The sequence below is a fragment of the Stenotrophomonas pavanii genome (assembly GCF_900101175.1).
GTDB lineage: Bacteria > Pseudomonadota > Gammaproteobacteria > Xanthomonadales > Xanthomonadaceae > Stenotrophomonas > Stenotrophomonas pavanii.
In genome coordinates, this window is the sequence record NZ_FNFQ01000010.1 from 73,162 (window position 1) to 89,036 (window position 15,875).

At 67.3% G+C, this 15,875-nt stretch carries 11 protein-coding genes; 3 read left to right on the forward strand and 8 right to left on the reverse strand.

What is annotated here, in order from left to right; genetic code table 11:
- From lysS to BLS66_RS16175, 7 genes are all read right to left on the reverse strand, one after another.
- Complete coding sequence (gene lysS / locus BLS66_RS16145; protein WP_049466789.1) at nt 1-1,512, reverse strand: lysine--tRNA ligase; 1,512 nt, start codon at nt 1,510-1,512, stop codon at nt 1-3.
- A gap of 160 nt (nt 1,513-1,672) precedes the next feature.
- The gene (locus BLS66_RS16150; RefSeq protein WP_074726315.1) at nt 1,673-3,313 is read right to left on the reverse strand and encodes an acetolactate synthase large subunit; all 1,641 of its coding nucleotides are present in this window, start codon (nt 3,311-3,313) and stop codon (nt 1,673-1,675) included.
- 62 nt (nt 3,314-3,375) lie between these two features.
- Nucleotides 3,376-4,761 (reverse strand): NAD-dependent succinate-semialdehyde dehydrogenase, encoded by a 1,386-nt coding sequence (locus tag BLS66_RS16155; protein WP_074726316.1) that lies wholly within the window; start codon nt 4,759-4,761, stop codon nt 3,376-3,378.
- A gap of 621 nt (nt 4,762-5,382) precedes the next feature.
- A complete protein-coding gene (locus tag BLS66_RS16160; protein WP_074726317.1) occupies nt 5,383-6,165 on the reverse strand; it encodes a helix-turn-helix transcriptional regulator in 783 nt (260 codons plus the stop codon).
- Nucleotides 6,166-6,210: 45 nt separating this feature from the next.
- Nucleotides 6,211-7,336 (reverse strand): peptide chain release factor 2 gene (prfB, locus tag BLS66_RS16165; protein ID WP_099479803.1). Its coding sequence is split into 2 segments (ribosomal slippage): nt 6,211-7,260 and nt 7,262-7,336, totalling 1,125 coding nucleotides; the frame shifts between segments, so codons are not numbered across the junction.
- Entirely contained in the window at nt 7,259-7,441 is a 183-nt protein-coding gene (locus tag BLS66_RS20785) for a hypothetical protein (RefSeq protein WP_167357713.1), read from the reverse strand. The genes prfB and BLS66_RS20785 overlap by 78 nt, the downstream gene beginning before the upstream one ends.
- Nucleotides 7,442-7,584: 143 nt before the next feature.
- The gene (locus tag BLS66_RS16175; RefSeq protein WP_074726319.1) at nt 7,585-10,497 is read right to left on the reverse strand and encodes a VIT domain-containing protein; all 2,913 of its coding nucleotides are present in this window, start codon (nt 10,495-10,497) and stop codon (nt 7,585-7,587) included.
- 132 nt (nt 10,498-10,629) lie between these two features.
- Between BLS66_RS16175 and BLS66_RS16180 the strand changes: the two genes are divergently transcribed.
- Together BLS66_RS16180 and BLS66_RS16185 are read left to right on the forward strand one after the other, a co-directional pair.
- A complete protein-coding gene (locus BLS66_RS16180) occupies nt 10,630-11,682 on the forward strand; it encodes a DUF1176 domain-containing protein (protein WP_074726320.1) in 1,053 nt (350 codons plus the stop codon).
- 75 nt (nt 11,683-11,757) lie between these two features.
- Complete coding sequence (locus tag BLS66_RS16185) at nt 11,758-12,801, forward strand: DUF1176 domain-containing protein (RefSeq protein WP_074726321.1); 1,044 nt, start codon at nt 11,758-11,760, stop codon at nt 12,799-12,801.
- A 65-nt stretch (nt 12,802-12,866) separates the two neighbouring features.
- Here BLS66_RS16185 and recJ read toward each other — a convergent pair whose 3' ends face one another.
- On the reverse strand, nt 12,867-14,624 hold the full coding sequence (gene recJ, locus BLS66_RS16190) for a single-stranded-DNA-specific exonuclease RecJ (protein WP_074726362.1): 1,758 nt from the start codon (nt 14,622-14,624) through the stop codon (nt 12,867-12,869).
- A gap of 145 nt (nt 14,625-14,769) precedes the next feature.
- On the opposite strand from recJ, the gene BLS66_RS16195 reads away from it, so the two are divergent.
- Complete coding sequence (locus BLS66_RS16195; RefSeq protein ID WP_049464321.1) at nt 14,770-15,810, forward strand: DUF1176 domain-containing protein; 1,041 nt, start codon at nt 14,770-14,772, stop codon at nt 15,808-15,810.
- Nucleotides 15,811-15,875 lie beyond the last annotated feature (65 nt).

Here is a 15,875-nt window from a genome sequence, read left to right on the forward strand (position 1 = left end):
TTACTGCTCCGGACGCATGTACGGGAACAGCAGTACATCGCGGATCGAGCTGCTGCCGGTCAGCAGCATCACCAGACGATCCACGCCGATGCCGAGGCCGCCGGTCGGTGCCATGCCGTACTCCAGCGCACGGATGTAGTCGGCGTCGTAGTGCATGGCCTCGTCATCACCACCTTCCTTCGCGGCCACCTGGGCCTGGAAGCGCTGGGCCTGGTCTTCCGGATCGTTCAGCTCGGAGAAGCCGTTGGCCAGCTCCTTGCCGTTGACGAACAGCTCGAAGCGGTCGGTGTAGCCCGGGTCATTGTCGTTGGCACGGGCCAGCGGCGAGACCTCCACCGGGTGGTCGGTGATGAAGGTCGGCTGGATCAGGGTGTGCTCGACGGTGGCCTCGAAGATCTCCAGCAGCAGCTTGCCCCAGCCGTAGGACGGCTTGACGCGGATCTTCAGGCGCTCGCAATGGCGCAGCAGCGCGTCGCGGTCGGTACAGTCGGCGACGGAGATTTCCGGGTTGTGGTGGCGGACTGCCTCGTCCATGCGCCAGCGGCGGAACGCCGGGCCCAGGTCGATCTTCGCGCCATCCCACTCGACCTCGGTGCTGCCGTTGACGGTCCTGGCCACGTCACGGATCACGCCTTCGGTCAGGTCCATGATCTCGTTGTACGTGGCGTAGGCCTCGTACAGCTCCATCATGGTGAATTCCGGGTTGTGGCGGGTGCTGACGCCTTCATTGCGGAAGTTGCGGTTGATCTCGTACACCCGCTCCAGGCCACCCACGGTCAGGCGCTTGAGGTACAGCTCCGGCGCCACGCGCAGGTACAGGTCCAGGTCCAGCGCATTGTGGTGGGTGGTGAACGGCTTCGCCGCCGCGCCGCCGGGGATGTAATGCATCATCGGCGTCTCGACTTCCAGGAAGTCGCGGCTGTCCAGCCATGCGCGCATGGCGCGGATGATCTTGGAGCGCTTGATGAAGACCGCGCGCGACTCCGGGGTCACGATCAGGTCGACGTAGCGCTGGCGATAGCGCTGCTCGACGTCGGCCAGGCCGTGCCACTTGTCCGGCAGCGGGCGCAGCGACTTGGTCAGCAGGCGGATCGACTCGGCCTTGACCGACAGTTCGCCGGTCTTGGTGCGGGTCAGGCCGCCTTCGACGGCGATGATGTCACCCACGTCCCAGCCCTTGAACGCGGTGTAGGCATCGCCCAGCACGGCACCCTGCAGGAACAGCTGGATGCGGCCGGACTCGTCCTGGATCTGCGCGAAGCTGGCCTTGCCCATGATGCGCTTGGCCATCAGGCGGCCGGCCATCTTCACCTGGCGGCCGTTGCCTTCCAGCGCCTCGGCGGTCCACTGTTCGGCATCGGCGAATTCTTCCTGCAGGCGGCCGGCGAAGTCCTCGCGACGGAAATCGTTCGGATACGCGATGCCCTGCCCACGCAGCGCTTTGAGTTTCTCGCGGCGCTCGGCGATCAACTTGTTTTCGTCGACGGGGGGGGTATCGGTAGCTTCGCTCATGGATCTGCGGGAATCGTGTAGTGAGGGGGGATGCAGCGCCCGGCACAGCCGGTTGCCCAGCATACCAAAACCGCCCTGCCCCAGCCGGGAGAAGGGTCAGATCCCTTTGCTGCGCAAAGGCATCCGACCCCGTCCGGGACCCTGCCTGGACCCTGGATGTCTACCTGTTGCCGGGGAAGGCCTGCCGCAACTCATCCACCAGCACCCGCTGGTTCTCCGAATAGTCCACCGGCACCGAGACCAGGTGCACCCCACCCTCGTTGAACGCAGCTTCCAGGGTCGGGATGAACTGCTCGATGGCGGTCACCTCGTGGCCCTTGCAGCCGTAGGCCTCCGCGTACTTCACGAAATCCGGGTTGCTGAAGGTCATGCCATAGTCGGTGAAACCATCCACCGCCTGCTTCCAGCGGATCATGCCGTAGGCACCGTCGTTGAGGATCAGCACCACCAGGTTCAGGCCCAGCCGACGCGCCGTCTCCAGCTCCTGGCTGTTCATCATGAAGCCGCCGTCGCCACATACCGCCAGCACCCGTCGTTGCGGGTACAGGATCGAGGCCATGATCGCCGACGGCAGGCCCGCGCCCATGGTCGCCAGCGCGTTGTCCAGCAGCAATGTGTTGGCCACCTGGGTGCGGTAGTTGCGCGCAAACCAGATCTTGTACATGCCGTTGTCCAGCGCCACGATGCCATCCGGTGGCATCACCTGGCGCACGTCGTGCACCAGCCGCTGCGGGGTGAACCGGGCCTCTTCGGCACGGTCGGCCAGGTGCTCGAGGATGGTTGCGCGCAGCGGCAGCAGCGCATCGGCATTGGGCACTGCACCTTCGATGCGATCGGCCAGCTGGGTCAAGGAACGGCCGATATCACCGATCACCTCCACCTGCGGGAAGTACACCTGCTCCACCGCCGCCTGCGAGTAGCCGATATGGATCACCGTCGGCCCACCCGGGCGCATCACGAACGGCGGCTTCTCGGTGACTTCGTGACCGATGGTCACGATCACGTCGGCCTGGTCGATCGCCATGTGCACGTAATCGCGCTCGGTCAGCGCCGCGGTGCCCATGTACAGGCCCGAGCCCCCGGCGACCGCGCCCTTGCCCATCTGCGTGGTGAAGAACGGAATGCCGGCGCGCAGCACGAACGCCGACAGCGCCTCGCTCGACTGCGGCCGCGACGCCGCCGAAGCGATCATCAGCAGCGGACGCCGGGCGTTGCGGATGATCTCCGCCGCGCGGTCCAGCGCTTCCGGGCTGGCGACCGGGCGGTCCACCGCGTGCGGCGGGATCAGCGCCGCGCCCTCGACCTCATCGGCGGCGATGTCCTCGGGCAGCTCCAGCAGCACCGGGCCTGGCCGCTCTTCCTGGGCAACCCGGAACGCCTCGCGGACGATGGTCGGGATCGTGCGCGCCGAGACGATCTGCCGCGCCTGCTTGGTCAGCGGCTTCATCGTGCTGACGATGTCGACGATCTGGAAGCGCGCCTGCTTGCTGGCCACGATGCCCTTCTGTCCGGTGATCAGGATCACCGGCCACGCACCGAGCAGCGCATAGGCGGCGCCGGTGGTGAAGTTGAGCGCGCCCGGACCGAGCGTTGCCAGGCATACGCCCGGCTTGCCGGTCAGGCGGCCGTAAGTGGCCGCCATGAACACCGCCGCCTGTTCGTGGCGGGTGATGACCAGTTCGATGCTGGAATGGCGGAGCGACTCGACCACGTCGAGGTTTTCTTCGCCGGGAATACCGAAAATGCGCTCGACGCCTTCGTTCTCAAGTGCGGCGACGAGCAGATCTGAACCCTTGGACATCGGATGCCGTCCTTTGTGCTGGACTGATGGTGGATCGTTGCAGGAAGGATGAGAGCCGCGCGTCAATGCTTGTCGAACCACACTGTCTGCGCGTTGACGAATTCACGGATGCCGAAGTGCGAGAGCTCGCGGCCGAAGCCGCTCTTCTTCACGCCGCCGATCGGCACGCGGGGGTCGGAAGCGGAGAAGCCGTTGACGAACACGCCGCCGGTCTGCAGCCGGCGCGCCAGCTGCATGGCACGGGCGCGGTCGCCGGTCCACAGGTTGCCGCTGAGGCCGAATTCGCTCTGGTTGGCCAGTTCCACCGCATGGTCGGCATCGCGGGCGCGGCTGATCGAGGCCACCGGCCCGAACGTCTCCGTATCAAAGGCCTGCATGCCCGGCTCCACGTCCGCCAGCACGGTGGGCGCATAGAACGCGCCCGGGCGATCGAGCTGATGGCCACCGACGAGCAGCTTCGCGCCTGCGTCCACCGAGGCGCGCACCTGCGCGTCCAACTGTTCCAGCAGGTCCTGGCGTGCCATCGGCCCGATGCGGTTGCCTGCCTCGCGGCCATCGCCGATGGTCAGTGCCTGCACCTTCTGGCAGAACTGCGCGACGAAGCGGTCGTACACCGCGTCTTCAACGATGATCCGCTTGCCGGCAATGCAGACCTGCCCGGTATTCTGGAAGCGCGAGGCCACCGCCGCCTCCACGGCAGCGTCCAGATCGGCATCGGCCAGCACGATGAACGGATCCGAGCCCCCCAGCTCCAGCACCACCTTCTTCAGCGCCTGCCCGGCCTGGGCGGCGATGCTGCGGCCGGCGGCCACGCTGCCGGTCAGGGTGACTGCCGCAATGCGGTCATCGGCAATCGCGCGGCTGGTGCCCTCGCGGCTGATGTTGGCGGCGATGAAGGTGCCTTCCGGCAGCCCCGCGTCGCGCCAGGCGGCGTCGAGCAGCTGCGCGGTACCGACAATGTTCTCGGCCGGCTTCAGCAGGAAGCCGTTGCCACCCATCAGGATCGGCACCGCCGCGCGCATCACCTGCCAGTACGGGAAATTCCACGGCATGATGCCCAGCACCACGCCCAGCGGCAGGTAGGACACGTAGGCCTTGTCATCGGGCACCTGGGTGGGTTCGTCACGCAGGAACTGCGCGCCGTGGTCGGCGTACCAGTCGCACAGCACGGCGCACTTCTCGATCTCGGCCAGTGCTTCGGCCTGGACCTTGCCCATTTCGGCAGTGGCCAGCGCGGCCAGCTTTTCACGGTCACGGCGCAGTACGGCGGCCATCGCACGCAGCACTGTGGCCCGCTGTTCGAGGCTGCTGGCGCTCCAGGCGGCGAAGCCGGCCTGGCCACGCTCGAGGATCGCATCCAGTTCGGCATCGGTGGCGAAGGGATGGCTGGCGATCTGCTGGCCGGTAGCCGGATCGCGGGAAATGGCGGTGGTGGGGGCAGCGGACATGCAGGGCTCCTGTTGTCTCGACAACGGGCGGTGGCCCGTCTTCTGCACAGGAATGTGGACCCGATTGGCGGAGGCAACAAGGCGTCTGCCTATCCTGTGACCGGCACTTACCTGGCTGAATGGGGGCTCTTGGCAGGGCTGCGCCCTGCACCCGCAGAGCAACTGCAACAGCCGAAGCAGCAGCAACAGCGGGCTATCCGTGGGATGGCGAGGTGCGTCCGGTTGCGGGAGACGCCGTAAACCCGTCCTTGGGGGCTTGGCCGCGGCATCCATGCCGCGGACACTCCCGCAACCGGACCCACCCCGCCTTCGACGGTTTTCCGCGATCTGCCGGAAATACTCTTGGGAATTTCTTTCGATATCTGACAGATGTGTCGACCAACGTCGACACCCACCAACAGCCGCGCGGAAACTGTCAAAGGCGGGGCGGTGTGGGTTGGCAGGACCGTTGGCGCCATGGATGGCGCCATCGAGCCCCCAAGGATGGGTTTACGGCGTGTCCTGCCAACCCACACCGCCCCGCCATCCCACGGAATGCCCGCTGTTGCTGTTGCTTCTGAGGTTGCCGGCCAGCGGCCGGCACTACCGCGGGTGCAGGGCTGCAAGCCCTGCCGAACAGCCCTACTTTCGCGGCAGGTAGGTCACCAGGGAAAGATCGTGCCGGCTCTCCGGCACCAGCGCCACGTACTGCAGGTCCAGCAGCCCGCGCGTGGGATGGTTCAGCTTCTTCGCACCCTCATCGAACCGGCGCACGTCGTGCTCCGGCCACCACTGGCGGAATTCTTCGCTGTGCGCGGCGAGGTCCTCGACCAGCGCCAGGAACGGCGCCTTGTCCGGCGCCTGCGCCATCGCCGCGCGGAAGCCGGCCAGCAGGCCGCGGGTCATTTCTTCCCAGTTGAGGATCAACGTGCGGTACGGCCGGTACAGGAACATCAGCCGCAGCGTGTTGCGCTCATGCGGCGCCAACTGGCTGTAGTCCACGAACAGATCGGCAATGGCCGGATTCCAGGCCAGGATATCGAAGCGGGTGTTGCGCACGTAGGCCGGGATCGGCTGCATCGCCTCCACCAACTGGCGCAGGCCATCGGTCACGCTCTCGTCCGGCGACTCCAGCGGCACGCCGTAGCCGGACAGCGCAAACGCATAGGCGCGCTCGTCGTCGCTCATGCGCAGCACCTGTGCCAGCCGCTCCAGCACCTCGGGCGAGGCGCGCACTTCACGGCCCTGCTCGATCCAGGTGTACCAGCTGACACTGACCCCGATCGCCAGCGCGACTTCCTCGCGTTTCAGGCCCGGGGTACGCCGGCGCCCGGCCGGCAGGCCGAGCGTGGCGGGGTCGACACGGGCGCGGCAGGCCTTGAGGAAGCCGCCCAGTTCCTTGCGTTCACTTTCGCTGCGCATCATCGCCCTCCGTTGCGGAAGGCGATGCTATCCGCGCAGGCGCGTCGATCAGGCATCGACGCGCTTGGAGCCCACGGCCAGGCCGGCCTTCAGGCTGGCCTCGACGAACTCGTCCAGGTCGCCGTCGAGCACCTTCTGCGTATCCGAGCGCTCGATGCCGGTACGCAGGTCCTTGATGCGGCTCTGGTCGAGCACGTAGTTGCGGATCTGGCTGCCCCAGCCGATGTCGGACTTGGTGGCTTCCACCGCGTCCTTCTCGGCGTTGCGCTTCTGGATCTCCAGCTCGTACAGCTTGGCGGCCAGCATCTTCATCGCGTTGTCGCGGTTCTGGTGCTGGCTGCGGCCGGTCTGGCAGGCCACGACGATGTTGGTCGGGATGTGGGTGATGCGCACCGCCGACTCGGTCTTGTTCACGTGCTGGCCACCGGCACCGGACGAACGGTACACGTCGGTACGCAGGTCGGCCGGGTTGATGGTGATGTCGATGTTGTCGTCGATTTCCGGCGACACGAACACCGAGGTGAAGCTGGTGTGGCGGCGATTGTCCGAGTCGAACGGCGACTTGCGCACCAGGCGGTGCACACCGGTCTCGGTCTTCAGCCAGCCATAGGCATAGTCGCCTTCCACGCGCAGCGTGGCCGACTTGATGCCAGCAACGTCGCCGCCGGAGACTTCCATCAGCTCGGTCTTCCAGCCACGCGATTCACACCAGCGCAGGTACATGCGCAGCAGGATCTCGGCCCAGTCCTGGGCTTCGGTACCACCGGCACCGGCCTGGATGTCGACGAACGCGGCCGCATTGTCCATCTCGCCGGAGAACATGCGCTGGAACTCCAGCTTCTCCACGTGCGCCTGGTGCTTGTCGAGGTCGGCGACCACGGCCAGAGCGGTTTCCTCGTCCTGCTCGGACTCGGCCAGCTCCAGCAGCTCGGTGGCGTCGTTCAGGCCATCGAGCACCGAGGCGATGCCGCCCACGGTCTTTTCCAGGCTGGAACGCTCGCGGCCCAGGTTCTGGGCGTATTCGGCGTTGTTCCAGACGTCGGGGCTTTCCAGCTCCCGCGTTACTTCTTCAAGACGCTCTTTCTTGGCGTCGTAGTCAAAGATACCCCCGAAGCGACAGCACGCGATCAGTCAGATCGGTGATGCGCTGGCGGACAGGATTCAGTTCGATCATGTCGGCGGTCGTGCATTCAAAAGATGACTGGTAATGATACCGCAGGCGGCGGGTGCCCGGAATGAGGGCCCGGGCAGGCTGCGGGCGGGCGCGGGCGTGGTCCACCGCCGCAGCCTCCGGACCGGGCGATGGCCGCCATGGGCCGGGAGCGGCTGAGCGGCAGCCGCCCCCCCGCAGGGCATCGATGCTCTGCGGCCGACGGCGGTGTCCCCGGCCCAACCCACCGGACCGCGGCCGCCAGCCGATCACTACTTCACCTCGAACTCGCCCACCAGCACGGTCTCGGCACGGTCCTTCAGCCGCATCGTCACGCTCTGGTCCTTCTGCTTCGGCGTACCCCAGTGGGTGGTCAGGCGCAGCATGAGCGTGGTGGCACCGGTGACCAGCTGCTGGCGGCTGCCGAAGTAGTTGGCCTCCACCTTGTACTTGCCCGGCTTGGCGTTGCGCAGCGAGAACTGCTCAGGGCCATAGCCACCGGTGAAGTCCTCCGACATCTGCCCTCCCTGGTAGGTCAGGCGATTACCGTAGTACGCGCGCTCGCCGTTCGGGTCGGTCACCCACAGGTCCATGTCGCTGTTGTCGGCATCCCAGGACAGCACCACGCGCAGGTCCAGCGGCATTGCCTGCAGCAGGCGCGGGTCGATGGCCGAGGTATCCAGCCGCGGCGTGCTGCGTGCCACCAGGTTGGTCAGCTCATCCAGGGCAACCAGCGCGATGCCGTCAAAGCGGCTGTCCCACGGCCGCACCACCACCTGGTACAGCGGCGCCAGGGCCTGCTGCGGCTGGCCGGCCGCTGCCAGTGCCAGGCCCAGGTCACGGAAGCTCTGCGGTTCCTCCTGGCCCATCGCCAGCACCTGCTCGAATACCGGCACCGCCAGTGCGGGCGCGTCGGCCTGCATCAGCCGGTAACCGAGCACGCGCAGCAGGTGGCGGTTGTCCAGCTCCATCTCGGCCAGGTTCGAAAGCACCCGCAGCGCCAGTTCGCGCTGGCCCTGCTCCATCAGCAGGTCGGCCACATCGAGGAAGAACGCGCTGCTGTCGGCGTGGGCATCGCGCTCGGCCAGATAGCGGTCATAGAGCTGCGACGGCGGCCCCTGGCGCAGGCGCCGGGCGACGGCCGAGTCCGGCTGCCATGCCGCCAGCTGGATGCCGAGCTGGCCATCGTTGGCGGCTGCAGCGGCATCGACCGAGCCGCCGGTGACCACAATCGAATCCAGTGCATTCTCCGACGCGGGCGCCGGACGACGCGCGCGTGCGCTGCTGGCCTGCATGCGCTGTTCTGCCGCCGCGGCCATCGGTGCAGGCGCGGGCGGTGCCGCGGGCGCCGGTGCGACGAGCATCGCCATCGGCGCTGACTCGGCAGGATAGTCGGCCGAAGCAACGTCCAGCGCTGTTTCCTTGGCCCGCGGCGGCGCACCCTTCGGCCAGCTGCGGCTCCACCACTGCTGGCGCTCCTTCCGGCGCGCAGCCACCTGGTCCAGGCGCTCGCGATCAGCAGCAGCGCGGTCAGTCACCTGCCGTGCGAACCGCGCATCGTAGTCCGCGCGCAGCTTGCCGGACGGACGGATGGCATAGCGCAGGTAATCCTCCAGCGTCTCCAGCACGATCAACGAGGTGTCCGGCCCGACCAGGCCAAACTGCTGCGACAGGCGCTGCATGGCCTCGCGGTTGCCGCGGCGGTCGACGGCCAGTTGCTGCAGGCGCGCCTGCGCCCACAGGCCGGCCAGCAGTTCGCCGTCATCGCTTTTCTGCGTGGCCGGCAGCGCCTGCCATTCGCCGCCACCCACGCGCACCCGCATCGGCACGCCGTCGGCTGCCAGTCGTGCATGCAGCCACAGCCAACCCTGGGCTTCACTGCGACGGTCGATGACCACGTCCTGCACGCCGCGCCCCGCATCGACCTGCACATCCAACGGCGACGCCAGCAGCGCATGCGCGGCCGCATCGACATCCTTGCCCAGCGCGACGAAGCGGCCGCCATGCGCCTCACTCCAACCCCGCAGTCGCACGGCATCGGTGCGCGCGCCGGCGCTGCTGACCGCAAACAGGCGTTGATCCGGCGCCATCGCCGGCAGCTGTTCCGGTCCATAGGTCAGCAGGCCATCGCTAAACAGCAGGTATTCCTTCACGCTCGATTGCGGCTGCCACTGCGCCAGCGCGCTGGCACCGTCCGGGCGCACGGCCTGCAGGGCTGCGCGCAGCTCGCTCCAGTTGCCGGCGCGGATACGGAATCGACGCACCGGCTCGGCGCGATCCCGCAGCACGGTCAACGCCACGCTGCCGTCACCCAGCGCAGCGAAATAGCGATCCAGCAGGGCGAACTCACGTGTGCGATCGCGCTGGCCCGCCGAGCCGGAACCGTCCCACAGCAGCCCGATTTCGCTGGGCAGCGTGCGCGGCGTGCTGCTGGCCGCCAGCGGCAGCTGCGCCAGCAGGTAATGGCCGTCCTGCCAAGGCGCCACCTGCACCTGTGCCTGGCGGGCTGCCGGCAGGCTCCACTGCAGTTGCTGCGGCAGCTGCCCGCCCCTGCCCTGCCACTGCAGCTGGCCCGCACTGATGCGGAAGGGCGCCGTACCCACGGTGGCCGTGTCGGGGGCCTGCAGTTTCAGCTCAACCGAGGCTGCACCGGCGGCAAACTGCAGCGGCAGTGTCCACTGCCAGCCTTGGCCGGCGAAGGCCAACGGCTCGCGGATCACCAGCTGCACGCGCCGGCTGCCGCCGGCCGGCAGCGGATAGATGCGCAGCCGGAACTGGTTGCCGGCGGTCTGTTCCAGCAGCCCCGGGTCGACGCCACGACGGGCGATCTCCTCGAACACCTGGCGGCCGCGGTCCTTGGGCACCGGCACCGCGTCACGCATCTCGCCGTTGATATCCAGCGCGAAGCCGCTGATCTGCTGGCCATCGGCCAGCGGGAACTGCAGCTCGCCCTCCAGTACCCGCCGGTTGGGGTTGTGGAATTCCAGCGTGATCCGGGTCTGGGCGATGCCGGCCTGCACTTCGCCTTCGATGCGGGCTTGTCGTAATTGAACCGGCTGCTCAGCCGCCGGCGCGATCAGCAGCGGCGTGGCGGACTGCGGCCGGGAGATCGTCGGCGACTGTGCGCCAATGGGCCAAGCCGCAAGGGCCAGCAGCAATACGGTGCAGCAACGGGTGAAGACCATGACCGGACTCCAGTGGGATCGTAAATGCTTGAACGCATCAGTTCGACGATCGGGGTTGACGTCGTACGACGCTGGCCCTCAATTCCTCCATTGCCCACCATGGGGAACAAGTCCGCCCTGCCAAGGATGCCTATGAGACACGCCCCGCTCGCCTTCCTGCTCGCCCTGCCAGGATCGATAGCCACAGCCGCCCCAGAATCCCACGAAGGGTTGTTCTATCAGCACCTGGACTGGGTTGTCGCCTGCGACAATACCCGTACCTGTCGAGCTGCCGGCTACTCCGGCAGCAGTGACAGCCCTTTGAGTGTCCTGCTCACCCGTGAGGGTGGGCCAGATCAAGTGATCGAGGGCCGCCTGGCACTGCAACCGGACAAGGGCCAGGCCCAGCCCAAGGGCCTTCTGAACCTGCGAATTCAAAAGCAGGACTTGGGCGCTTTGACGCCGGACACCGTGGCCGGCATGTACTCAATGAGTGCCACCCAGACCCGCGCACTGCTGTCCGCATTGGTTAGTGATGGAGGAATCAAGGTAACCGATAACACCGGCCAGCGCTGGACGCTTTCGGACAAGGGGGCGGCAGCTGTGCTGCTGAAGATTGACGAATACCAGGGTCGTTTGAGTACTCCGGGCGCGATGCTGCGCACAGGCAGCTCACCTGAAGCCGGAGTGTTGGCCGCGCAACCAGCAACGGTGATCCGTCAGGCATCCACGCTGGACTCTACGCGCGATGACGCGGCACTCACCACGATTGCGGCCTCTGTGGAACTCAGAGCTGCATTGCTCGCCACCCCCAAAGGACCACAATGCGAAGGACTACTCGCAGCCAAACTGGATCCTTCGATCAGCAACTCACCACTGAAGGTCCGCCGCCTGGACGCAGTGCATCTCCTGGTCAGCGTTCCGTGCTGGCATGCGGCCCAAAACGACGGTGTCGGCTACTGGGTCATTCGCGAGCAGCCCCCATTCCAATCGAGCTGGGTAACCAATGATGCCTACCACTATGAGAATGGCCAGATCGTTGCCTATAGAAGGGAGCTTGGTCCAGTCGAATGCACATTCGAGTACACGTGGACCTGGAATGGCGCACGCTTCATTGGAACCTCCGCCGTGAGGGGTGTCATGTGCGGTCCTCACGCGCTCGATGGCGTCTGGAAGCTGCCGACTCTCGTTTCAGAAATACGCTGATTCCGGAACTTTCGCTCCACCAATGACGGATGACCCACCTCAACGCGACTCTCTTCCCCACGAGTAAGGATGCCGATGCGACCCTCCCTGCCCGCCGCCCTGCTGGCCCTGGCCTGCCCAGTGAGCGCCATTGCCGCTGTCCCCGCCAAGAGCCTTTACTTCCAGCATCACGACTGGATGCTGGCCTGCGACAACACCCGTACCTGCCGCGCCGCCGGCTACCAGGACGATGACGACGCCAACTTGCCGGTGTCGGTGCTGCTGACTCGCAAGGGCGGACCCGGCCAGCCGGTCAGCGCCGAACTGATGCTGGGCCAGTACGACGAGGTCAAGCTGCCGACACAGCTGTCGCTGCAGATCAACGGCAAGGATCTGGGCGCACTGTCGTTGACCGCAGACACGGCGACACTGTCTACAGCGCAGACCAAGGCACTGCTGGCCTCGCTGGCGCGCAGCAGCCGCATCGTGGCGGTCGGCAACGATGGCCAGCGCTGGACGCTGTCCGATCGTGGCGCCTCGGCGGTGCTTCTGAAGATGGACGAATTTCAGGGCCGGCTGGAGACTCCCGGCGCGCTGATGCGCAAGGGGTCGCGCGCCGAAGCCTCAGTTCCTCCCGCACTTCCGGTGCCTACGCTGGTTCTGGCGCCATTGGTGGCGGCACGAGCCACCGATGCCGCACTGGAACACTCACCCGCACTGCGCGCGGCGCTGGCCGCGGCCAACCCGGGCGGCGACTGCGTCGCACTGACACCCGAAGGCCTGCCGATGGTGGATGGCCCGCAGGCGCTGCGCGTGACCCGGCTGGGGAGGACTTCCCTGCTGGTGTCTACGCTCTGCTGGCGTGGCGCCTACAACGAAGGCATCGGCTACTGGGTGGTGAACGATGCGCCGCCCTTCAAGGCCACGCTGGTGACCGCATCGGGCGGCGATGACGATGGTCGGGTAATCAGTTCGGCGCACAAAGGCCGCGGCTTAGGCGATTGCTGGTCCACCGCGAGTTGGGGCTGGGACGGGGGCCACTTTGTGCAGACCGATGAATCCACCTCCGGCCTGTGCCGGCTGGTCGCGGCCGGGGGTGCATGGCACATGCCGACGCTGGTGACCGAGGTGACGCCCTGAGCTTGGCCAGTTGATTGGATCCACGCATGGCGTGCCGCCCACGGCCCCCGCACGCGAAGCGTCGCTCAAACCGGCAGGCAGTGCTCCACGATCAGCTGGATGGCGCTGCCGCCACGGTAGTCATCGCAGGCCAGCCGGTAGGCCAGGTGGACGTGACGTGACGGCGCGTTGCCGTGCCAGCCGCCGAAATGGATGGCGTTGATCGTGCCGGGTACGCCGGGCAGGCGCAGTTCCAGCTTCAGGTGACGCTCCTTCAGCACGCGCCAGTTGGCCACTTCGAAGTGGCCGTCGAACAGTGGCTCGGGGAAACCCTGGCCCCACGGCCCGGCCAGGCGCAACGCATCGGCGTGGCGATGGTCCAGCTCGTCCGCGGCCAGCTCGCCGTCACTGAGCACCTGCTGCTGCAGTGCCGCCGGATCGAGCATCTCCAGCACCACCGCGACGAAGGCGGCCTTGAAGTCATCGACGTGGTCACGCCGCAGGCTGAGGCCGGCCGCCATGGCGTGGCCACCGAAGCGTTCGATCAGGCCCGGGTGGCGCGCATCGACCAGCGCCAGGGCGTCACGGATGTGCAGGCCGGGAATGGAGCGCGCCGAGCCTCGCAGGGTGTCGGCGCCGGGTTCGGCCGGGGCGAAGGCAATCACCGGACGATGCAGGCGATCCTTCATCTTCGATGCGACCAGGCCAACCACACCCGGATGCCAGTCGGCATCGAACAGGCAGGCCGCCACCGGTCGCTGCCCCGACATGTCGAGCACCACGCGGGTCAACGCCTGCTCGGCGTCATCGGTCATCGACTGCTGCACCGCACGGCGTTCTGAGTTGATCTGCTCCAGCGTCTGCGCGATCTCGCGCGCCTGGCGCGGGTCTTCGGTCAGCAGCAGCGCGATGCCCAGCGCCATGTCTTCCAGCCGGCCCGCGGCATTCAGGCGCGGGCCGAGCGCGAAGCCGATGTCGGTAGCAGTGAGCCGCGCGGCATCACGGCCGCTGGCTTCGATCAGCGCACGCAGGCCGACACAGCCCTGCCCCGCGCGCAGGCGCCGCAGGCCCGCGCTGACCAGTGCCCGGTTGTTCGGATCCAGCGCCACCAGGTCGGCGACGGTGCCGACCGCCACCAGGTCCAGCAGCGTGGTCAGGTCCGGCCCCTTGCCATCGGCGAAGACGCCGGCCTCGCGCATGTGCCGGCGCAGCGCCATCAGCACGTAGAAGATCACCCCGACGCCGGCCAGTGACTTGCTGGGGAAGGCATCACCGTCGAGATTGGGATCGACGATGACATCGGCCGGCGGCAGCTGCGGCCCGGGAAGGTGATGGTCGGTGACCAGCACCTGCCAGCCACGCGCCTTGGCCGCGGTCACGCCCGCATGGCAGGCGATGCCGTGATCGACGGTCACCAGCAGGTCCGGCTGCAGCGCGGCCAGTTCCTCCACCAGCGACGGCGACAGGCCATAGCCATGCACCATGCGGTTCGGCACCGCGTGGAAGACGTGTTGCGCGCCGAGCATGCGCAGGCCGCGCACGCCGACCGCACAGGCGGTGGCGCCATCGCAATCGAAATCGCCGACCACCAGGATGCGCCTGTCATTGGCGATGGCCTCGATCAGCAGACCCACCGCATCATCGATGCCGGTCAGCAGCTCCGGCGCGTGGAGGCTGCCCAATTTCGGCAGCGCCAGCTCTGGCGTACCTGCGCCACGGCTGGCATACAGGCGCGCCAGCAGTGGCAGCGTGCCCTCTGGCCAGCTGCCGGGTACGACCGCATCGCGGCGGCGGATCATCGGCGTATCGGAGGAGGAGTGCGCAGCATCGGCGGCAAGGGACATCGGCATCGCCGGGTTGCGGAAGACATCCCCATGATAGCGCGGGGTCGGATCTCTCTGCCCGCAGGAGGCTCCACCCCGATCGCGAGCATTTGGAATTTGCCAGCATATCTTCCATGCTTGTCGGCCCGGAAATGGACTTCAACGCATGCATCGCACGCTCCTTCCCGCGCTGCTGGGCCTCGCCCTGGCCCCGGCCACCCACGCCGCCACGCCCGAACCGAAGGCCGGCGTGCAGTTCCAGCACAACGACTGGTCGCTGGCCTGTGACAACACCCGCACCTGCCGCGCCGCCGGCTACAGTCCGGAACAACCCGGCAACCTGCTCAGCCTGATGCTGGAACGCGCGGGCGGCCCGGGTACGAAGGTGCTCGCGCGGCTGCGCAATGGCGAGGATGGCGAAAGCGCGACGCCGGCCGGGGCGCTGCGCCTGCGCCTGAACGGCAAGGACCTGGGCCCGGTGCGCGACACGGGCGACGGGGACAAAGTGTTGTTGCAGCAGGCACAGACCGATGCACTGGTCGCCGCACTGCCGCGCCAGGCACGCATCGAGATCATCGACGGCAAGGGCAAGGCGTGGCCGATCTCCGACAGCGGTGCAGCGGCCGTACTGCTGAAGATGGACGAGGCCCAGGGCCGGCTGGGCACGCCCGGTGCGTTGGTGCGGCGTGGCGACAAGCCCGAAGCGAGCGTGCCTGCGGCATTGCCGGTGCCAGTGATCATGCGCGGCACGCTGGTGGCTCCGCGCGCCTTCGACGCGGCACTGGCGAAAGCACCGGGCCTGCGCAAGGCACTGATCGCCAGCCTGCCGAAGCCGGATGAGTGCGGCCGCCTGAGCGAGGGCGGGACGGATGAGATCGAGATCCAGCGACTGGACGCCCAGCATGTGCTGGCAAGCACCAGCTGCTTCATGGGTGCCTACAACTTCAGCAGCGGCTACTGGGTAGTACAGGACAAGGCGCCGTACGAAGCACGCTTCGTCACGTCCGATGCGGAAGACTTCGATCGCGACGACGCTACGTTGAGCGGTCGTTTTCGCGGGCGCGGCGTCGGCGACTGCATCTCCGGCCACGACTGGGTCTGGGATGGAACGCGTTTCGTGAAGGCCAGTGCGTTCACTACCGGGCAGTGCCGGGGCGTAGCGGGCGGGCACTGGACGCTGCCCACGGTGGTCAGCGAGGTTCGTTGAGGCGCCGCTACCTGCGGTAGTGCCGGCCGCTGGCCGGCAACCCCGGGAAACATCGGGGTCAGAGC